Below are 19,324 nucleotides of genomic sequence, written 5' to 3'. Positions count from 1 at the left end.
ATGCCAAACTGATCGTTCGGCGTGCAGTCTTGTGTTCAAATCACCTCTGCCTTCAGGCTTTCAAGCTTGCTCAAGGCAAAGGCGGGCAGTTCAACTTTGTCTACCTCGATGAGCTCATCCAATCGGGCGCGCAGGGTTAAAGCGTTATCGGCATCGCCCAGCGAGAGGATGTCAATAATTGCCAGCGCATCAAGTATTAAGGCGCCGGATGCGCGCGCCCGTTCGGTGGCTTCCATCAGATGGGTGCGGGCGACACCGGGGTTGGTTTCCATACGGGCCTTGAGGCGCAGCAATTGCGGCAACCAATATCCCTCGCCGGTGTTTCGTGCCTGATCAAGGGCGACGTTCAATATCGCGCTGGCGGTTTCCATGTCATTGGCATCAATCGCATTTTCAGCGCCAAGGCTTCGATAGTAGGTCATGCCAAGCTGCGCGCCGATCATGTTGTGAACTTCGTAGATCTCCTGCGACGCGGCGACATCGCGATTTGCCCAGTTCGCGATCATCGCGATATAGGATGTTGGTGTGCTGACGCCCATCCTTGCGCAATAGTCGAGCGCCTCGGGCACATCATGTGCAACCTCTTCGCGCATGCCGTTTTGCTGTTTCAGCATGATCCGATACAGCAACGACATCCCAATGGTGTTGGTATGATTCAGGGACCGCGCGTGCGAAAGCGCTTCGTCGGCGGCGGCGGTCGCTTCAGAGTTGCGCCCGGTCATCCACAGAACTTGCGACAGTGTCAGTTGACAGTAGCAATGCGAATCCAGACCATACATGGCCCCGTGCATGCCATGCGCCTCGACTTCATAGAGGTCCATGCCGCGGCGCAATTCTGCTTCGGCATCGGCGAGGTTGCCTTCAATCCAACTGCATTGGCCCACTGTTGGAAGGCCCGCCACCAGTTGGCTGCCATCACCGACTCTCTCTGCCAGACCGACAAACCGTTCCGCCACGTCGCGCGCATGTTTCCGTTCTGAGCGTACATGGTGATACATGTTCAGCCCCCAGAGGTTCGGGAAGGCTTCGGGCAGGTCCCCATGCAACTCCAGTAGCTTTAGCGCCCGGCTGGTGCTCTCTTCCACATCAGGGGCGGAATATCCCTGAGATTGCATCAATGCAGGGGTCAGGATCGCCTGTATCTTGAGTTCGAGCCGACCGCGATCCCGATCGTCGGGCAGCCGCGCCACCCAGTCGAGACATTTTCTGCCATGCGCAACGGCATCTGCGTTTGCGGAGCGGACAAGGGCGCCCATTCCGGCGGCGAGCCCGTATTCGATCGCGCGACCGTGTTCGCCGGCCTGTCCCAGATGGTGGGCCAGAATCTCGGGTTGGCTGGCGATGTCTTCCAGACGGGTCGTTTCATAGGCCTGCGCGATCAGCCCGTGCATTTCACGTCGGCGGCTGCGCAGCAGACTGTCATAGGCCGCCTCTTGGATCAGTGCGTGTTTGAAAATCCAGGTTTTTTCGGATTTCCCTTCAACCGGAAAGACAAGCTCGGCCTGCTCCAGGACGGACACCCCGGCGACCACAATGTTGGGCGGTTGCTCGCAGACAAAGGACAGTAGATCGAGGCTGAATTCGCGACCGACCACGGCGCCGATCTGCGCCAGTTCCTTGGCCGTGGCGACACGGTCAAGGCGCGCCATCAGCGAATCCTGCAACGTGGTGGGAATCTCGGAGTGGATCGAGTTGCGTTTGACCCGGATCACACCGTTTTCTTCGCTAATGGCGTCGGACTCCATCAGGCTCTTGGTCAGTTCTTCAAGGAACAGCGGGTTGCCTTCGGCCTGTGCCAGAATATGGCTCGTCAACTCCTTGGACAGGGCCTTGCCGCCGGTCAGGCCTTGGGTGAGTTCAATCGCGGCATCGCCGCTGATTCCGCTGAGCTGCTGCACCTTGACCGTCTGATCTTGCGCAAGGGCCAGCCCGTCAGTTGTACGTGTGGTGGCAACATGCAGCACGGGCGCGCCTTTGAGACCCGCCAGCAATGGTTCCAGCACCTCGAGCGTCGTCGTATCAGCCCAGTGCAGGTCTTCGAACAAAATAAGAAGCGGGGCCGAGAGGGCCCGGCCTGCCAGCAGCCGCGCCAGACCTTTTGCCAGCGCTGCACGCTGGATCTGCGGCGACTCGGTCGGCGGCTCATAAAGTCCCTCTGCGGGCAGGCCCAGAGTTGACGCAAAATTTTCGATGTCCCCGGCCATGTCGTGGCGTTCGAGATAATCTGTGAGCTTGTCGAACCGGGTTTTGGCATCATCGCCGCGAATCCAGCCGAACAGGCGCTCTGCAAAGCTCTTGATAGGGCGCAAAGCCGAGTTCTTGAACTGCGGATGGCAGGAGAATTCGATCACCTCGTGCGGACTCTCGGAGATCCGCTCGACAAGCTCTGCAATCAGTCGGGATTTCCCAATTCCTGCCTCGGCGACCAGCAAACCGGACTCCAGATGCCCTTTGCGGCAGGCATTCCATTGCGCAACCAGCGCATCCAGTTCCTTTTCGCGTCCGCGCAAAGGAGACAGGCTGCGCCCTTCGCGTGTGGCCCGAAAGCGGCTCTCGATCTCGTGCTCGGCATCCACCGCAAAGCACTCGATCGGTTCATCAAATCCCTTGAGATCGTGTTTGCCAAGCGAGCTGCACTCAAACAGCCCTTTGAGCAGTTGATAGGTGCTGTTGGAAATCACCATCTGATCTGGGCTGGCCAGCGATTGCAGGCGCCCTGCGAGATTTGGTGTTTCGCCCACGACCTGCCGTTCCTGCGAGTCGCCGCTGCCGATCAGATCGCCAACAATGACCATGCCAGTGGCTGCTGCCACGCGGCACGACAGTTGTAAATTGGGCAATGGGGTCAGCCGATTAACCTCGCGGATCAGTTCCAATCCGCAGCGGGCAGCGTGTTCCGCAGAGTGTTCGGCAGCGCTCGGATATCCGAAATAGGCCAGAATACCGTCGCCCATGTATTTGGCGATGGTGCCGTTGTGCTTTTTGATGATGCCGGCGCAGCAGGTCTGATAGTCTCCGACGACAGTGCGCAGATCTTCGACATCATGAGAGGCCGACAGTGCGGTGGAGCCGACAAGATCAACGAACATGACAGTGAGCTGGCGGCGCTCGGGGCCGGCTACCGGCGCTGTACCTGATGGCGTGATCGTGCGGGCCGCCTTTAGAAACCGCTTGCGTTCACCCATGTTCAGGCTGAGTTCGCCGAGATCCTCGGCCGTCAACTCGGCGACGACGTCCATGTCAATCCCATTGGCGACGAAGTCGTCAAACCGATGGTCTAGCCTGACCGCAGCCAGAAATTCTTTTAGTTCCGTAGACATTGCATCCCTAGTCGTCGCGCCTGTGTCTCGACTTTGCCGCGCACAGATCTGTAGTTTACGTAAGATGTTAGCGGAATAAGATTTGCGTGTATACATACAGTTCTATCAAGGGTTGTCCGGAAAATGATCACTTCCACCGAGTATTTTGCGGTGTCCAGAGGCGTGCGGGTGATGGCTGCGCCAGGTGGCGGCGTGTTTCTGGTGTCAGAACGCGGCAGTCAGCATACAGCGTCCCCTCTTGTTGCGGCGGTCTTGTCCAACGCAACCGGAACGCGTGAGTCACAGCAGATCGTGTCTGCCCTGCCAGAGTTTCCTGCTGCGCAAGTGCTGTTCGCACTGGGGAGGCTGAAGGCGCAGGGTGTGATCGAAAGCCGCTCCGAGGCTTGGGCGGCGAGGGCCGATACCGGGGTGGTTTCCGGCGATATAGGGTCAGTCCGCGTTGTTTCTGATAGCAAAGCGGCGTTTTCGGTTATGCGCGCAACCCTGGATGCGGTCGATCAATCAAAGATTGAGCCGGTGGATTTGATCCTGTGTTCCGACTATCTTGGCCCGCTCCCTGCTCAAGCCGTAAGTCGGGAGAGGGCATGGATGCCAGTAAAGCTGGTCGGGGAACGCAGTTATTATGGCCCACACTTTGGTCACGGCGCCTGTCTGACGTGTCTGCAGCGGCGGATGCAGTTGAACAGGCCGATAGAAACCTATCTCGCGCAGTTTGGCGACACGAGCGCTGGCGAACCAGTTCCCGAGCAGTTGGACCTAGCCAAGAATGCGGCCGCGACTGCGGCGGCATTGGTTGACGATCTGAGGGCCGATGCAGCGCCTCTGATGGGTGTTGTTGAGTTCGGTCCGGCGGGGCGGATGATGCATGAGTTTTCTTGCACCTGTGACCATGCACACAGTTGTGATCTTGATCTGGGCGCCGAGACACCGGTCAGCCGCCGCCTTGGCGGCTATAGAAGCCGGGAGGTTGGCGATGTTCTAGAATCTCTGCGCCCTCTCGTGAGTGATTTGACCGGACTGATAAGCAGCGCCGGTCCGCTTGATACCCGTGATCCTGCGAACGCCGGATCGAAAGCGCGGCATGTCTGGGCCGCATCCTATCCGATCGTCCCACGTGCCAAGGCACCAGATCCTGATGCGTTCCACGGCGTGGCGCTGGGCAAGGGGCTGACTGATGCGCAGGCACAGGCAAGTGCGCTGTGCGAGGCTGTTGAACGGATGTCGGCGCAGTTTCCGGACGGGTTCGAAACACGCCGTGCGTCGTTCAAGGCGTTGGGGGATGAGGCCGTACATCCAAATTCCGTTTGGCAGTTCAGCGCAGAGCAGTTTCGCGACCGAGAACAATGGAATGCGCTGAGCCGCGATGATCGACGCCATGTCCCGGAGCCATTCATGCCGGATCGCGAATTGGATTGGGTGCCAGTCTGGTCGGTGACGCAGGGACGCCCCAAATGGATGCTGCGCGAATTGTGTTTTGCCAATGCGCCTGAACCCCGTTTCGGGCGATTTGATCCGAATGGCTGCGCCGCCGGATCGACACCTGCAGAAGCCACGGTTCAGGCGTTGCTGGAACTGGTGGAGCGCGACAGCACCGCGATCTGGTGGTACAACCGCATCCCTCGCCCGGCTCTTGATCCGCTGGCAGTCGCAGACCTACGGGTACGAGAGCTTGCGCAGGGCTTTGTCGATCAGGGCTGGGACTGCTGGCTGCTCGACCTGACCGGCGATCTTGCGATACCTTGCCTTGCGGCGGTCGCGCGGGCCAAGAGCGACGGACGGTGGTGCATCGGGTTTGGGTGCCATTTTGAGAGCGCAATCGCGATTGAGCGGGCGATGACAGAATTGGTGCAACTGTTCCGCGCGAATGGACGGGACGGGCCTCCCCCATGGAAGACCATGGCTGACGCGAATGAGTCATATCTGTTCCCACAGGGCGAGGCCGATCTGGTCGATGCCCCCACTCGCGGTGTTGCGATCATGGGGGGGCTGATCGACTGGGCCTCGGAGCAACTAGGGGACAGGGGTATTGAAATGCTGATCCTGAATCAAACCCGTCCGGACACGATGCTGCCGGTGGTCAAGGTCTTTGCCCCCGGTCTGCGGCATTTCTGGCCGCGCTTTGGGGCGGGGCGCCTGTATGATGTTCCGGTGCGGATGGGCTGGCGGAGTACGCCGTTGCGCGAGCAAGAATTGAACCCTACCCACCTGTTTCTGTAATGAATCTCGGCAACTGGATTGCGGCGAGCGCACTTTGCTGTTTCTTTGCCACCACGTTGAAAGCGAAAAGGGGCAGGCATCGTGCGCAATGGGTACTGGATTTTCGACGCGGATCGTCATGTACACGAGCCGCTGGACCTTTGGGAGGAATATCTGCCCTCCACCATGTCCGACTATATTCCCGCACTGGCCTATCAGGATCGCGGCGAACCTCTGTCGCAACGGATGACCGTGGATGGCCCATCTGGCCCGCTGCATTTGCCGCCTGACCTCATGGTGGCGGGCGAACCGGTCATGGATATTTCCAAAAGCGCCAAGATCGAAATAGCCGCCGCCGCAGTGGATCGCCCCGAAGATCTTGCTCTCGGTGCGACGGCTGCCGGGCATCTGGGGGCGATGGATAAGGACGGCATTGATGCGGCGTTGCTGTTGCCATCCTATGCCGGATACCTCGTCGCAATGCCCCATCGCGAGCCGCATGTCGCCGCAGCCTTTGCCGACGCTTACAACAGGTGGCTGGCCGATCTGTGCGCAGCGGATCCGCAACGTTTGCAAGGGGCCGCGCTCATTGCGCGCTATGACCCGGAGGCGATGATCGAACAGGCGCGGTTTGCGCTGGATCAGGGATGGACCTCTGTGGTCGTGCGTCCCAACCCGATAGCGGGGCGTCTGCTCGGCGACCCTGCCGATGCGCCATTCTGGACGTTCTGCGCGGAAAACGGGCTGCGCGTGGCGGTTCACGAGGCCGCACATGCGCGCACCGATACGGCCGGTGCCGACCGGTTTTCCTCGCGCTTCTCGCAACACGCCTGTTCGCACCCGATGGAGCAAATGATGGCGTTCCTGTCGCTGCTCGAGAGCGGAACGTTTGAGCGCAATCCGGACCTTAAGGTTGCCATTCTCGAAGCGGGCGCCGGCTGGATGGTGCATTGGCTGTGGCGGCTGGATGAACTGGAATACGCTCATCTTGCGGGCGAGGTTGCACGGACGATCAAGAAAAAACCGTCGGAGTATTTTAAGGCACAATGCATCATCGGGTTTGAGCCGGACGAGCCGCTGTTGAACGAAACCATCGCCTATCTTGGTGAAGAGCATCTGGTCTTTGGTAGCGATTTTCCACATCTCGACCACGGCGATGACATCGTCGCCGAAACTCTGGCGTTGGACCTGCCCGAAGCCCGGTTGCGCGGCGCAATCGGGACCAATGCGCGCAACTTCTTTGGGCTTTCGTGATTGGTATTCGCGCCTCAGGCGTTATCCGACTGAGGCGGCGGTATTCTCATCAAAGACGAGGTGAACCTTGACCGCGCGACTTCGGTCGGCTGCCATACGAAAGGCGTCTTCTGCCTGTTCCAGCGGATAGCGCGTCGTAACAATTGGCCTGACGTCGATGCGCCCGGTGACGATCGCATCGACCGCCTGCGCGAACTCTTCGTCAAAGCGATGCGTTCCCTGAAAGCGGATTTCCTTGGCAACCATCGCGTTCAGCGGCATCGGTGTGTCGCCGGCAACACCCACCTGCACCAATGTGCCACGCGGACGCAGCGCGGCGATGGCGGTCTTGATCGCAGGGGCGGCGGCGGAACATTCAAAGGCGATGTCAAAGTGGCCTTTGTCTTCATAGAACCGCTCGATCTCGGCAGGCGCGCTGACGACGTTGATCACCTGCGTCGCGCCCATTTCGGTTGCAACGGTGAGCGTTGCATCATGAAGATCGGTCACGACAATCTCGGATGCGCCCGCCTGCTTGGCGACGGCGACGCACAGAATGCCGATAGGTCCGGCACCTGTGACCAGCACACGTTTGTCTGCCATATCGCCCGCCATCGTGCCCGCGTGCAGGCAGACAGCCAAGGGTTCGGCACAGGCAACGGCCCCCAGATCGGCGGTTTGCGGGAGCTTGATGCACTGGTTGGCATCAATGACGATCCGGTCGCGGAACAGGCCCTGTTGGTGGGGCATGAACATGGCCGATCCACTGAAACGCATGTGGAGGCAGTGCATTCGCAGGCCCTTGGCACAATAGGTGCAATGCCCGCAAGGACGACTGGGATTGATCGCAACCGGGTCTCCTGCCGCCAGATGTGTCACGCCCGCACCTGTAGCAACTACCCGGCCCGACGCCTCGTGCCCAAGAATGAACGGTTCGCGCACGCGGATTGTTCCGATGCCACCGTCCGACAGGTAGTGCATGTCAGAGCCGCAGATGCCTCCGGCAGCAATCCCGACCAGAACTTCGCCAGCATCGGGCGCGGCGACCTCCTCGGTTTCAATGCGCAGATCATCTTGGCCATAAAGGCGGCATACTCGGGTTTTCATGGGCGTCTCTCAGGGGATCAGAACGGAAGGCAGCCAAGTGGCGAGTGGCGCAAAATACGACACCGCGAGCAGCACGAGGATGTTGGTCAGCAGGAACGGCAGGATCGCCTTGACGACCGGGGCCAGCGGCAGCCGCGCGATGTTGGCGCAGACAAACAGGCAGACGCCAACGGGTGGCGTGGTCAGGCCGATCATCAGGTTCAGCACCGCAAAGGTCGCAAAGTGGAGCGGATCGATGCCCACCGCCTCGGCCAAGGACAAGAGCGGGACGAACAGGATGATGAGCGCTGCAATCGTCTCCATGAACATGCCAACGAACAGCAAGAGCAGATTGATCAGCAGGATCACAAAGAACTTGTTGTCGGTGATGTTAAGGACACCGCTGGCAATCGCCTGAGGGATTCTTTCGGACACGAGGATCCAGCCAAAGACGTTCGCGAAACCGACGAGTGCGAGGATCCCAGCAGCGGACACTGCGCTGTCGATCACGATGCGGGGCACCGCCCGCAGCGGCAATTCACGATAAATAAAGGCGCCGACGAAAAAGGCATAGACTGACGCGACAACTGCGGTTTCGGTCGGCGTGGCCAGTCCGGAAAGCAGCCCGTAAATGATCAGGAAGGTCATCGCAATCGCCCAGATCGCGCCCCCGAACGAACGACCGACTTCGCCAAGCCCCTGCCATGGCTGATGAGGGTATCCCTTGCGAACTGAAATGACATAGGCGGTCACCATCATCGCGACGCCCATCAGGATGCCCGGAATCGCACCGGCTAGGAACATGCGGCCTACAGAGATGCCCGACAAAGCGCCAACGATGATCATCGGCACCGAAGGCGGAATGATCGGGCCAACGGTTGATGAGGCGGCTGTGACGGCGGCGGAAAAGTCGGCAGGATACCCCGCCTTTTTCATGCCAGGGATCAGCACACCGCCCAGCGACGCCGCATCTGCGACTGCGGTGCCGGTGATGCCGCCAAACAGCATTGACGCAGCAATGTTGGTCAGCCCCAGACCGCCCCGGATCCAGCCTACGATGGCATTTGCGAACCGGATAATCCGGTTGGTAATGCCGCCCTGATTCATCAGGTTTCCGGCAAGGATGAAGCCCGGGATCGACAGCAGGACAAAGACGTCCATCCCGGCATACATTTTCTGTGGCATCACCACCGGCGGCAGCCCCGCAACCAAAATGTAGCCAAGCGACGACAGCCCCAGCGTGATTGCGACAGGAATGCCAAGCACAAGCCCGGCAACAAAGACCGAAAACAGAATTGCCATATCCATCGGCCTAGTCCTCTTTCAGCGCTTCGGGTTTGCCGTCGTCGATGCCAAACAGCATCCCAAAGACCCGCACGGCGCCGAACAACGCCAGTCCGGCCAGCATCAACCAGACAGTGAAGTGAACAAAATCCATGCGGATGCCGAGGGCAGGGGCCGTCTGCATCTTGCCGATTGATACGTATTTCCAGGCGTGGGGCAGCAGATACAGGGCCAGCCCTGCCGTACAGAACGCCGCGAATAGGCGAAGGAAGCGAGGTAGCTGGCCGGGAAGAGTCTCGCTGATCACGTCGACATTGACCAGATCACCGGTGCGAAAGGCGAGCCCCGCGCCCAGTGCCACCATGAAGAGCAAGGCATAACGGGTCAGCTCCTCGGTCCAGACCGGTGAATACCCGGTGAGCCGTCCAACCACCTGTATCAGTACCGCTCCCATGAGGATCGCAAAGGCCAAGCCGGCGCCAATGCGCGCCAGCAAGATCACCACATGGATCAGTTTTTCAGCGTATCTCAACTGTGCCCCCTAGTCGTTTGCCGACACCGGACGAACCCGGTGCCGGTCATGTCATTGATTATTGCGAGAACAGGTTTTCGACGACTGGCTTGATCTCGTCATTGACGTTGGCCAGAACCGCGTCCTTGGCAGCGCTCTGAAAGGCGGCGGCGTCAACTTCGACGAATGTCATGCCTTTTTCTTCAAGAAAGGCGCGGTCATCAGCGAGGCTTTTCTCGAACAATTCGCGCTCATAGGCTTGCGCCCGTGCAGCGGCTTCCATGACGGCGGCCTTGTCTTCGTCAGACAGCTTGGCCCAGGTGGATTCAGCAATCGTCAGATAGATCCACGACCGCACGTGGTCGGTCAGGTTCACATAGCTCTGAACCTCGTAAAAGCTCGCCGACCGGATCAGCGCTAACGGGTTTTCCTGAGCTTCGATCGTGCCGTTCTGCAGCGAGGTAAAGACTTCGGAGAACGCCATCGGACCGGGGTTGGCACCAAGCGCCTTCCAGACATCCACAAAAAGCGGCACGTTTGGAACCCGCATCTTCAACCCGTCCAGATCCGCCGGGCTGGTGATCGGGCGGTTGCTGGTCAGATCGCGCGCACCGCGTGCGAAATAGGCGATGGGGCGGATCTGGACCTTTTCGATGATCTGCTGGGTGATTTCGTCTCCGACCGGGCCAGAGGCGAAGGCGTCCATATCGTCAATGGTCTTGAACGCGTAGGGAACCGCCAGCAACGCCGCCTTGGGCGCCCAGTTTTGCAGGCTTTCGCCGGTGATGGTCATGTCAACGGTGCCAAGCTGCATGCCGTTGATCAGGTCGATTTCCTTGCCGAGAGACTCGTTCGGAAATACTTCGACGACGATCCGACCATCGGTTAGCGCGGCCAGTTCCTCGCCGAACTTGACCGAGGCCATGTGCCATGAGTTGTCTTCGTTCGCCAGGTGCCCCAGCTTGAGCGTCATGTCCTGTGCAGACAATGGCCCCGCGACAACCGCCGCAACCGCCGCCGCAAGTGCGGAGAGTTTAAAGTGTGAAATCATGCGTTGTTTCCTCCTTGAATCGGTGCATTGACCGGCGGGGGCATGTCCCCGTCCGGCAGTTCGAAAAACTGTTGGTTGCCTTGGATGATCCGGGGCAGGTCGTTCAGGACCTCGCGCAGGTGCAGGCGGATAGCGGCGTTTGCTGCGATCACGTCGCCAGCGGCGACCTGCTCGACCACCGCGCGATGCTGCGTGATCAGGTTGTCCACACGAATCTCGCCCAGCGACAGATAGCGAACCCTGTCCATCTGCGACTTTAATCCCTCGATCTGCTTCCACGCGCCTGCTTTGCCGGCGGCATGTGCAAGTGTGCGGTGGAATTTTTCGTCCAGTTGCATGAAGGCCGTAGGATCATCGTTGCCAACGGCGGCCTGACTGTCGATCTGTTCGCGAAGGTCGGCGACAAGGCCGGCGTCAGGGGCGGTTGCCAAAATTTTGACGATATCGGCTTCTATCGCTTCGCGCAGAAACCGCGCGTCCAGAACGGCGAAGTAGCCGATCCGTGTGACGATGGTGCCGCGCTGCGGTCGAATTTCCACGAGTTCCTGATCGGCGAGCTTGATAAACGCTTCGCGGACCGGCTGGCGGCTGACACCATAGTCCCTTGCCAGTTCGGATTCCGAAATCTGATCGCCCGGCTTCAGGTCGTTCTGGATGATGCGTTCGCGCAGGATGCGCGTAATCTGCGGAGTGATCGACGTTGCGAGGTCAAGCGTCCAGTCCGAATTTTGCTCTTGTCTCACGATTCGATGTCCTCCCTGCGACAAGTTACCATACTTCCATACTAGTCAGCAATGGCGGTCGGTGATAGTGTTCAGGTATACTGAGTGGCGGAGGACTTCATGGAACAGACTTGGCGATGGTTCGGACCGCAGGACCGCGTGAGCATTGCCGATGTCGCCCAAGCAGGTGCGACCGGTATCGTGACGGCGCTTCACCACCTGCCGACAGGTGATATCTGGTCAGCCGAAGAAATAGCTAAGCGGCAGGCCGAGATTGGCATCATGCAAGATGGGCGTCCTTCCTGGCTTGTCTGGTCCGTTGTCGAAAGCCTTCCGGTCAGTGAAGATATTAAGAAGCAGCAGGGCGATTGGCGTGCACATATTGCGGCCTACAAGCAGAGCATGAGGAACCTTGCGGCAGCGGGGATCAAAGTGATCTGCTATAATTTCATGCCGGTTCTGGACTGGACCCGAACCGACCTCGGGTGGCGTTTGCCCAATGGCGCGACCTGCATGAGGTTTGATCTGATCGATTTCGCCGCGTTCGATCTGCACGTTCTGAAACGTCCCGGGGCGCTGGAAGACTATGACGATGCGCTGCAAGATGCCGCCGCCCGCCGCCACGCGGAACTGTCCGAGGAAGAAGTCGAACAGTTGACCGCAAATGTCGTTTTCGGCCTTCCCGGTGCTGCAGAAAAGTTCAGCCTTGAGGACGTGCGCGAACATCTCTCCGAATATTCGGAAATGAGCGAAGTGACGCTGCGACAGCACCTAATCGATTTTCTGTCCGAGGTCGCACCGCTCGCCGAAGAACTGGGGCTGCGGCTTTGCTGCCATCCCGACGATCCGCCATTTCCGCTATTGGGTTTGCCCCGGGTCATGTCGACCGAAGCGCAATACAAGATGGTGATGGACGCCATCGACAGCCCAGCCAGCGGCATCACGCTCTGCACGGGGTCACTTGGAGCCCGACCCGACAATGATCTGCCAGGCATGATGGAACGACTGGGGGACCGGGTACATTTTTTGCATTTGCGAAACGTAAAGCGAGAATCCGGAAACCTGCGTGGCTCGTTCTATGAGGCCGAACATCTTGGAGGCGATACGGATATGGTCGCCGTTGTCGAGGCGGCGCTGAAGGAAGAAGCGCGACGCAAAGCTGCGGGTCGTGCGGACTGCTCTATCCCCTTCCGTCCGGATCATGGTCAGGACATTCTGGATGATTTGGGCCGCCGGGCGCAGCCGGGATATCCCTCGATCGGGCGCCTAAAAGGGCTCGCGGAATTGCGCGGGATCATTGCTGCCTTGGAACCGCGGATTGCTGCCGGAGGCTGATCGAGGCGAGAAAGTGTTCAGGTCGGGCACCGCGCCACAAGTTGCTGAGACTACCGATTGGCGGAATATAGCGAGCCTAGAGGTCCTTGCGTGCCGTCATCGCCGCCATGATCGTGCCGTCATCCAGATAATCCAGCTCGCCACCGATCGGAACGCCCTGCGCCAGCGAGGTCAGGCGCACCTGTCCATCCAATTGATCGGCAATGTAGTGTGCCGTGGTCTGCCCGTCGATGGTTGCGTTCAGCGCAAGGATGACTTCGGTGATGCCTTCGCTAGCGACCCGATCAATCAGGCGCGGAATGCGCAGCTGTTCGGGTCCGATTGCATCCAGCGCTGACAAAGTTCCCCCCAGCACATGGTACCGACCCTTAAACACGCCCGAACGCTCCATTGCCCAGAGGTCGGCGACATCCTCGACGACGCACAATTCACCCGTCGCGCGTTTCTCGGCAGTACAGATATCGCAGATGTCGGTAGTGCCCACATTGCCACAATTCAGACACTCCCGTGCTGTCTCGGCCACGATCTGCAAGCTGTCTGCCAAAGGCGTCAGCAGCAAGGCCCGCTTGCGGATCAGGTGCAGAACTGCCCGCCTGGCCGAGCGCGGCCCGAGACCGGGCAGCTTTGCCATCAGCTCGATCAGGTTGTCGATGTCTTTGGTGCTGGACATAGGGCAGGCTCCGAGGCGGAAGGCGGATTATCCGGGGCGTGCAAACCCGCCGGTAGGTCCGACTTAGAACGGAAGCTTCATGTCCTTGGGCAGGCCCATGCCTTCGGTCAGCTTGCCCATCTCTTCCTGGGCCTTGTCACTCGCCTTTTGCTGCGCGTCCTTGATTGCGGCCAGGATCAGATCCTCGACAACTTCTTTGTCATCGCTGTTAAAGATCGACGGGTCGATATCCAGAGACTTCAGCTCGCCCTTGCAGGAACAGACTGCCTTGACCAGCCCGGCACCGGATTCGCCAGTGACCATCTGACTGTGCATGTCTTCCTGCAGCTGGGTCATCTTGGTCTGCATTTCCTGTGCGGCTTTCATCATCTTGGCCATGTCGCCAAGCCCGCCGAGTCCTTTGAGCATATGTAGTCTCCATGTATTTCGGTTTAGGGTTAGATACGGTCCGAGACGGCCCCCTACAAGGGGGAACCCGTGCGGAAGCGGGCGCGATAAGCACCCGGCGTCAAGCCCGTGACTGACCGGAACGCCCGACCAAAGGCCGGAATGTCACGATATCCGACCGCCCAGGCAATCTGAGCCACGCTCTTATTGCCTCTCTCCAGCGCGCCCCGGGCCTTTTCCACCCGCAAGGCCTGCAGGTAAGCCGCCGGTGAATGTCTGGTCGCCTTTTGGAACCGACGATTGAAGCTGCGCAAGGGCACCCCAGCCTGTGCGGCGAGATCCGAAACAGTCAGAATGTCCTGAAACTGTTGGTCTATATACCGTTGCGCGATCAGGATCGCAGCATCACCATGGTCGCGGCGCGGGCGGAAACTGGAATAATTGCGCTGTTCTCGCCCCGCCGGGTCGACCAGCAGATGCCGTGCCAGTTGCGACACCATTTCTCCGCCATACCAAAGTCCGGTCAGATGCAGTCCGAGATCGACCCAGGCCATCAACCCGCCTGCCGTGATCACATCGTGATCGTCAATCAGAATGTGCTCCGCCTGCACGTCGGTATCCGGAAACCGAGCGCGAAAGTCCTGTTCCAGCGCCCAATGCGTGGTGACGGGGCGCCCCGCCAACAATCCGGCATGGCCCAGCCAAAACGCTCCGGCACAGACCGAGCAGGCTATGGCCCCCTGTGCGTGTTGTTGGCGCAGCCAATCGGTCATTGGATGCGCGGGGTCGCCTCGGCTGCCGTCAAGAGATGCGGGAAAAATCACTGCGGTTGCCAGTGTTGTCGGCAGCGCCTCTGGCGTAGCGATCTGCACGTGCGGCGCCGTGATGGTCGGATCCAGTCGAGGGATCAAAGCAAACAGATCGACGAGCCCATAGAATGAGGCCTTCTGAACGCCGGGATAATCCGCAATTGCGATATTTGGCACGTTTAGCATATTTTTTGTCATACGTGCCAAGTGTTAGAAAGGTCAAGGTCACCGATATTGGAGTGGTAAACAACAAGAGGAACGGACCGATGCCGAACAACGCTCTTATTCTCGTGGATATTCAGAACGACTATTTTCCGGGTGGCGACTGGCCGGTCCATCGGATGGAAACGGTTGCCGAAAACGCTGCCCGTCTTCTCGGCGCGGCGCGCAAAGACGGGACGCTTGTGATCCATATCCGTCACGAATTTGCCAGCGACGCGGCCCCGTTCTTTCGTCCGGGCAGCGCGGGGGCAGACATTCATGCGCTTGTCGCACCTGTCGCGACCGAAGCCGTCCTGACCAAATCTCGCGCCAACAGTTTTCACGGCACAGACCTTTTGCGCATTTTACAAGAGGCGAAGATTGAGGCTCTGACCATTTGTGGTGCGATGAGCCAGATGTGCATCGACGCCACTGCACGTGCCGCTGCAGATCACGGTTTTGACGTGACCGTCGCCGAAGACGCTTGCGGCGCGAAAGAGGCGGAATTCAACGGCGTGACGCTCACCGCGGACCAGGTCCATGCCGCCTTTATGGTGCCGCTGGCCATGTCCTATGCAAAGGTAGTGACTACGGACAGCCTGCTGTCATGATGGAAGTTTCCAGCGCGCGACGCTAAGGGTTCAACCGTCGTCAAACGGGTCCCACTCGTCCTCGACCTCGGGCAGCGCTTCGGCGCTGGCTGCTGCCGCGATCTGTTCGGGCGTGCGGATCTCGGTAATCCGCGCCTTGGGGAAACGGGCAATGACGGCCTGAACCAGCGGGTGGGCCTCGGCCTTTTCCCGCAAGGCGTTCTCCGCTGCGTCTCGCACATCGGCGATCGTCGGCGCGCCACCCGTTGCACTGACGCTTATCGCCCAGCGATTTCCTGTCCAGCCTTGCAAGCGCGTCCCCAAACGCTGTGCAAGGTCTGGTGCGGCGTTTTCTGCGGGTGAAAATTCGATCCGCCCCGGTTGATAGCTGATCAACTTCAGGCCGGTTTCGATTTCGACCAGCAGTTTCACATCCCGGTGGGCGCGGATCAGTTCGATCACGTGTTCAAACGTTGGATAATGTGCCAGCGCACTGTCTGGCGCCACTGCCGGAGCTACTTGGGGGGTGCCGTTGCTGCCCACGCGGGCCGAGGAAATAGCAGAGGCACCGCCGCCCGCCGCAGGCGAACTTGTGCCTTGGGTAAGGCCACCATTGCCGCCGGGTGCAGGCGGCGAACTGTTCTGCAGCTTGCGGATCAATTCCTCGGGGCTGGGCAGGTCCGCCACATGGGTCAATCGTATGATCGCCATTTCCGCCGCCATCATCGCGTTGGGCGCTGCGGCAACCTCTTCCAGAGCCTTCAAGAGCATCTGCCACATCCGTGAGAGCACCCTCAGAGACAGATTTGCGGCCATTTCGCTGCCGCGCGCACGTTCGTCCGGCGATACGGTCGGGTCTTCTGCCGCATCCGGGGTAATCTTGACCACCGATACCCAGTGGGTGATCTCGGCCAGATCGCGCAGCACCGCCAACGGGTCGGCCCCTTCGGCATACTGCGTGCCGAGTTCCGTGAGCGCACCTGCGGCATCGCCCCTCAGGATCATATCGATCAGGTCCAGAACCCGGCCCCGATCTGCCAATCCGAGCATGGCGCGCACCTGTTCGGCGGTGGTCTCGCCGGCCCCGTGGCTGATGGCCTGATCCAGCAGCGACGTGGCATCCCGCGCTGACCCTTCTGCCGCGCGGGTGATCAAGGCCAGCGCATCGTCGTTGATCGCTGCGGCTTCGCTCGCGGCAATCCGTTTCAGCAGGGCGATCATGTCCTCGGGTTCGATCCGGCGCAGGTCGAACCGTTGACAACGGGACAGAACCGTCACCGGAACCTTGCGGATCTCGGTTGTGGCAAAGATGAACTTTACATGCGCGGGCGGTTCCTCAAGCGTCTTGAGCAGCGCGTTGAATGCGCTGGTCGACAGCATGTGAACTTCGTCGATGATATAGATCTTGTAGCGGGCCGAGGCCGCGCGATAACGCACGCTGTCGATGATTTCACGGATGTCGTTCACGCCGGTGCGGCTGGCGGCGTCCATTTCCATCACGTCCACATGGCGGCCTTCCATGATCGCCACGCAATGCTCGCACTTGCCGCAAGGTTCTGTCGTCGGCCCGCCATTTCGGTCCGGTCCGATGCAATTCATACCCTTGGCGATGATCCGGGCGGTTGTGGTTTTGCCGGTGCCGCGAATGCCGGTCATGATGAACGCCTGCGCGATCCGGTCGGTGGCAAAGGCGTTCTTCAGTGTCCGCACCATCGCTTTCTGCCCGACCAGATCGGTAAAGGTTTCGGGCCGGTACTTGCGGGCCAGCACCTGATAGGCGGGGGCGTCGGTTTCGGTCATGAACAGTCCTAAAGGATTCGGATTTCAGCGAAAGGTAGTCGGCGGCGTCGGTGACGTCCATGGCTGACAGGCCGGATGGGTCACAGGCTCCATAAAACTGCGCCGGTCGCCAGCGCCGAAATTGTCAGAACTATTGCCAGAATGGTGAAGTTTCGGACCGGTTGCGCCTCGGCATCGTTCTCGCTCAGCCGTTTCAGCGTTTTGTGTGCCTGTCGACGCGCTGACCAGAAGATCAGTATCGAGGCGAGCAGAAACAAGGAGGCGACGGCCTTGGCAACCCAAGTGGGTTCAAACGCACCAAAAACGGCTTTCAGACCGATGGCGACGCCGATTGCGCCCAGACCCGTTCCCATCCAGCTGGCAAACGTGCGTTCATTGGCGAGCACAGTTCGGTCTTCGGCCCATCTGGTGCGCCTCTTGGCTTGATCATCCGCATCGCTCATACCCTACAGTTGCCGAAAGGCAGTGGGTCGGCAAGGGCAAGTTTTGTACTGCTCCTGACCGGATGATAGGGTACAATCAGTGATGGGTTGAGTTGGGGAATTGCGATGCGTTTGCGCGGTGTCAGAAGCAGCAGAAATGTCGAGGATCGTCGCGGACGTGGGCGTGGCAAGGCGGTCGGGGGCATCGGCGGCGTTGGTCTGTTGATCGTTCTGGCGGTGGGCTATTTCGCCGGAATTGACGTGACGCCGCTCTTGACCCAGCAACCCGCCGCCAGCAGCCAACCCTATGCCGCCAGCCCGCAGGAAGAACAGGAGGCCGAGTTTGCCGCTCGTGTGCTTGCCACCACCGAAGAAGTCTGGACACAGGTTTTCCGGGATGAATTCGACGCGACGTATACGCCGCCCGTGATGGTGTTGTTCTCGGGTGTCACGCAAAGCCCTTGTGGCGGCGCATCGGGTGCCACCGGGCCGTTCTACTGTCCGGCAGATCAGAAGGCCTATCTGGACCTTTCGTTCTTTACCACGCTGTCACAACAACTGGGCGCGAGCGGTGATTTCGCCGCCGCCTATGTGATCGCACATGAGGTCGCCCATCATGTGCAGAATCAGGTCGGGATACTGGGCAAGGTCGATCAGGCGCGGCGGCAGGCCTCGCAGACCGAGGCCAACGCCCTGACTGTGCGGCTTGAACTACAGGCGGATTGTCTGTCCGGGGTCTGGGCTGCTGCGGTTGGCGGGTTGATGGAGCGTGGCGATCTGCAAGAGGCGCTGAACGCCGCCAACATGATTGGCGACGACCACCTGCAACGTCAGGCCGGGCGGGTCCCGCGACCGCACACCTTCACCCACGGTACTTCTGCGCAGCGCGAAAACTGGTTCCGGCGCGGCTTTGATCAGCGCCGCATCGCCGCCTGTGACACGTTTGGCACCAACAGCCTTTGACCGCTCGCCATGGCCTGACGGTTCGTCTAGACAGAGCCTATGTCACAGATTGAATCGCTCTTTGTCACCCGTCTTTACCGCGCTGCGTTGAACGAGTTCGGCGAGATTTCACCGGACGAACTTGAAACTTCCTGCCTGTCGATTGCCGGGGATGACGAGGCGGGACAGGACTGGTGTGAGGAGAACGGATATCCCGGTTATACATCCTATGCCTCGCTGTCCGATTTGCCTTGGCGGTTCCCGATCTTTGCCGATCTGGTTGCAGCACTTGATAAACACGTCGCGGCCTTTGCCGAGGATCTGGAGTTTGATCTGGATGATCGAACGCTGAAGCTCGAAGATATCTGGATCAACATTTTGCCCGAAGGCGGAATGCACGCCAGCCACATCCATCCGCATTCGGTGATCAGCGGCACCACTTATGTTGCCATGCCTGAGGGTGCGAGCGCCCTGAAGCTGGAAGATCCGCGCTCGGCCCGGATGATGGCGGCGCCCACCCGTATCAAGGGCGCGCGGCGCGAGCTACAGCCTTTCATCTATGTGAAGCCCGCAGTCGGCGATGTGCTGCTCTGGGAAAGCTGGTTGCGCCACGAGGTTCCGATGAACATGGCAGAGGACGAGCGCGTCAGCGTGAGCTTCAATTACGGTTGGGACTAGGTGCTATCATCTGCGGCGTGACGTGAGATCATTGTTTTGAGGCCGTCAATCGTTGCCTTAAAGTGTTTCGTCAGAGCATAGACGTGG

At 59.7% G+C, this 19,324-nt stretch carries 17 protein-coding genes; 6 read left to right on the top strand and 11 right to left on the bottom strand.

All coding sequences use genetic code 11. The features are described from left to right. Nucleotides 1–35 precede the first annotated feature (35 nt). On the bottom strand, nucleotides 36–3,320 hold the full coding sequence (locus ABJO75_RS04390; RefSeq protein WP_348131596.1) for an adenylate/guanylate cyclase domain-containing protein: 3,285 nt from the start codon (nucleotides 3,318–3,320) through the stop codon (nucleotides 36–38). 123 nt (nucleotides 3,321–3,443) lie between these two features. On the opposite strand from ABJO75_RS04390, the gene ABJO75_RS04385 reads away from it, so the two are divergent. Both ABJO75_RS04385 and ABJO75_RS04380 read left to right on the top strand, forming a co-directional pair. Next, entirely contained in the window at nucleotides 3,444–5,537 is a 2,094-nt protein-coding gene (locus ABJO75_RS04385) for a YcaO-like family protein (protein WP_348131594.1), read from the top strand. An 81-nt stretch (nucleotides 5,538–5,618) separates the two neighbouring features. After that, a complete protein-coding gene (locus ABJO75_RS04380) occupies nucleotides 5,619–6,770 on the top strand; it encodes an amidohydrolase family protein (RefSeq protein WP_348131591.1) in 1,152 nt (383 codons plus the stop codon). Nucleotides 6,771–6,791: 21 nt separating this feature from the next. Here the strand turns inward: ABJO75_RS04380 and ABJO75_RS04375 are convergent, their stop codons facing one another. From ABJO75_RS04375 to ABJO75_RS04355, 5 genes are read right to left on the bottom strand one after another with little or no spacing between them, the layout of a single operon-like run. Continuing rightward, nucleotides 6,792–7,856 carry an L-idonate 5-dehydrogenase gene (locus tag ABJO75_RS04375; protein ID WP_348131588.1) on the bottom strand — a complete coding sequence of 355 codons (1,065 nt, stop codon included), beginning with the start codon at nucleotides 7,854–7,856 and terminating at the stop codon, nucleotides 6,792–6,794. Between the two features lie 9 nt (nucleotides 7,857–7,865). Then, a complete protein-coding gene (locus ABJO75_RS04370) occupies nucleotides 7,866–9,143 on the bottom strand; it encodes a TRAP transporter large permease (protein ID WP_348131585.1) in 1,278 nt (425 codons plus the stop codon). Nucleotides 9,144–9,147: 4 nt separating this feature from the next. After that, the gene (locus ABJO75_RS04365; RefSeq protein ID WP_348131582.1) at nucleotides 9,148–9,651 is read right to left on the bottom strand and encodes a TRAP transporter small permease; all 504 of its coding nucleotides are present in this window, start codon (nucleotides 9,649–9,651) and stop codon (nucleotides 9,148–9,150) included. Between the two features lie 58 nt (nucleotides 9,652–9,709). Next, complete coding sequence (locus tag ABJO75_RS04360; RefSeq protein WP_348131579.1) at nucleotides 9,710–10,681, bottom strand: TRAP transporter substrate-binding protein; 972 nt, start codon at nucleotides 10,679–10,681, stop codon at nucleotides 9,710–9,712. After that, nucleotides 10,678–11,424 carry a GntR family transcriptional regulator gene (locus ABJO75_RS04355; protein ID WP_348131576.1) on the bottom strand — a complete coding sequence of 249 codons (747 nt, stop codon included), beginning with the start codon at nucleotides 11,422–11,424 and terminating at the stop codon, nucleotides 10,678–10,680. Before ABJO75_RS04355 ends, ABJO75_RS04360 begins: the two co-directional genes overlap by 4 nt. 99 nt (nucleotides 11,425–11,523) lie before the next feature. Between ABJO75_RS04355 and uxuA the strand changes: the two genes are divergently transcribed. Beyond that, the gene (gene uxuA, locus ABJO75_RS04350) at nucleotides 11,524–12,738 is read left to right on the top strand and encodes a mannonate dehydratase (RefSeq protein ID WP_348131574.1); all 1,215 of its coding nucleotides are present in this window, start codon (nucleotides 11,524–11,526) and stop codon (nucleotides 12,736–12,738) included. Nucleotides 12,739–12,814: 76 nt separating this feature from the next. Here the strand turns inward: uxuA and recR are convergent, their stop codons facing one another. The 3 genes from recR to ABJO75_RS04335 form a co-directional block, all read right to left on the bottom strand. After that, complete coding sequence (gene recR, locus ABJO75_RS04345; RefSeq protein ID WP_348131571.1) at nucleotides 12,815–13,408, bottom strand: recombination mediator RecR; 594 nt, start codon at nucleotides 13,406–13,408, stop codon at nucleotides 12,815–12,817. 63 nt (nucleotides 13,409–13,471) lie between these two features. Continuing rightward, nucleotides 13,472–13,816: a YbaB/EbfC family nucleoid-associated protein gene (locus tag ABJO75_RS04340; protein WP_348131568.1), complete on the bottom strand. Its 345-nt coding sequence runs from the start codon at nucleotides 13,814–13,816 to the stop codon at nucleotides 13,472–13,474. A gap of 53 nt (nucleotides 13,817–13,869) precedes the next feature. Next, a complete protein-coding gene (locus ABJO75_RS04335; RefSeq protein ID WP_348131565.1) occupies nucleotides 13,870–14,790 on the bottom strand; it encodes a helix-turn-helix domain-containing protein in 921 nt (306 codons plus the stop codon). 80 nt (nucleotides 14,791–14,870) lie between these two features. Between ABJO75_RS04335 and ABJO75_RS04330 the strand changes: the two genes are divergently transcribed. After that, nucleotides 14,871–15,416, top strand: a complete 546-nt coding sequence (locus ABJO75_RS04330; protein WP_348131562.1) for a cysteine hydrolase family protein — start codon at nucleotides 14,871–14,873, stop codon at nucleotides 15,414–15,416. 30 nt (nucleotides 15,417–15,446) lie between these two features. On the opposite strand, the gene ABJO75_RS04325 is transcribed toward ABJO75_RS04330, so the two are convergent. After that, nucleotides 15,447–17,195: a DNA polymerase III subunit gamma/tau gene (locus ABJO75_RS04325; RefSeq protein WP_348131559.1), complete on the bottom strand. Its 1,749-nt coding sequence runs from the start codon at nucleotides 17,193–17,195 to the stop codon at nucleotides 15,447–15,449. An 80-nt stretch (nucleotides 17,196–17,275) separates the two neighbouring features. After that, nucleotides 17,276–17,638 carry a DUF202 domain-containing protein gene (locus tag ABJO75_RS04320; RefSeq protein WP_348131557.1) on the bottom strand — a complete coding sequence of 121 codons (363 nt, stop codon included), beginning with the start codon at nucleotides 17,636–17,638 and terminating at the stop codon, nucleotides 17,276–17,278. A gap of 105 nt (nucleotides 17,639–17,743) precedes the next feature. On the opposite strand from ABJO75_RS04320, the gene ABJO75_RS04315 reads away from it, so the two are divergent. Both ABJO75_RS04315 and ABJO75_RS04310 read left to right on the top strand, forming a co-directional pair. Continuing rightward, the gene (locus ABJO75_RS04315) at nucleotides 17,744–18,580 is read left to right on the top strand and encodes a neutral zinc metallopeptidase (protein ID WP_348131554.1); all 837 of its coding nucleotides are present in this window, start codon (nucleotides 17,744–17,746) and stop codon (nucleotides 18,578–18,580) included. 39 nt (nucleotides 18,581–18,619) lie between these two features. Beyond that, nucleotides 18,620–19,237: a 2OG-Fe(II) oxygenase family protein gene (locus tag ABJO75_RS04310; RefSeq protein ID WP_348131551.1), complete on the top strand. Its 618-nt coding sequence runs from the start codon at nucleotides 18,620–18,622 to the stop codon at nucleotides 19,235–19,237. Nucleotides 19,238–19,324 lie beyond the last annotated feature (87 nt).

This window comes from Sedimentitalea sp. (assembly GCF_039973035.1).
GTDB lineage: Bacteria > Pseudomonadota > Alphaproteobacteria > Rhodobacterales > Rhodobacteraceae > Sedimentitalea.
This window is presented reverse-complemented; position numbering and strand designations above follow the sequence as displayed.

Bases quoted from the DNA above. Each gene is read 5' to 3' on its own strand.
- ABJO75_RS04390 (WP_348131596.1), bottom strand. From the start codon at position 3,320: ATGTCTACGGAACTAAAAGAATTTCTGGCTGCGGTCAGGCTAGACCAT.
- ABJO75_RS04320 (WP_348131557.1), bottom strand. From the start codon at position 17,638: ATGAGCGATGCGGATGATCAAGCCAAGAGGCGCACCAGATGGGCCGAA.
- uxuA (WP_348131574.1), top strand. From the start codon at position 11,524: ATGGAACAGACTTGGCGATGGTTCGGACCGCAGGACCGCGTGAGCATT.
- ABJO75_RS04325 (WP_348131559.1), bottom strand. From the start codon at position 17,195: ATGACCGAAACCGACGCCCCCGCCTATCAGGTGCTGGCCCGCAAGTAC.
- ABJO75_RS04315 (WP_348131554.1), top strand. From the start codon at position 17,744: ATGCGTTTGCGCGGTGTCAGAAGCAGCAGAAATGTCGAGGATCGTCGC.
- ABJO75_RS04335 (WP_348131565.1), bottom strand. From the start codon at position 14,790: ATGCTAAACGTGCCAAATATCGCAATTGCGGATTATCCCGGCGTTCAG.
- ABJO75_RS04310 (WP_348131551.1), top strand. From the start codon at position 18,620: ATGTCACAGATTGAATCGCTCTTTGTCACCCGTCTTTACCGCGCTGCG.
- ABJO75_RS04360 (WP_348131579.1), bottom strand. From the start codon at position 10,681: ATGATTTCACACTTTAAACTCTCCGCACTTGCGGCGGCGGTTGCGGCG.
- ABJO75_RS04370 (WP_348131585.1), bottom strand. From the start codon at position 9,143: ATGGATATGGCAATTCTGTTTTCGGTCTTTGTTGCCGGGCTTGTGCTT.
- ABJO75_RS04385 (WP_348131594.1), top strand. From the start codon at position 3,444: ATGATCACTTCCACCGAGTATTTTGCGGTGTCCAGAGGCGTGCGGGTG.
- ABJO75_RS04330 (WP_348131562.1), top strand. From the start codon at position 14,871: ATGCCGAACAACGCTCTTATTCTCGTGGATATTCAGAACGACTATTTT.
- ABJO75_RS04375 (WP_348131588.1), bottom strand. From the start codon at position 7,856: ATGAAAACCCGAGTATGCCGCCTTTATGGCCAAGATGATCTGCGCATT.
- ABJO75_RS04340 (WP_348131568.1), bottom strand. From the start codon at position 13,816: ATGCTCAAAGGACTCGGCGGGCTTGGCGACATGGCCAAGATGATGAAA.
- recR (WP_348131571.1), bottom strand. From the start codon at position 13,408: ATGTCCAGCACCAAAGACATCGACAACCTGATCGAGCTGATGGCAAAG.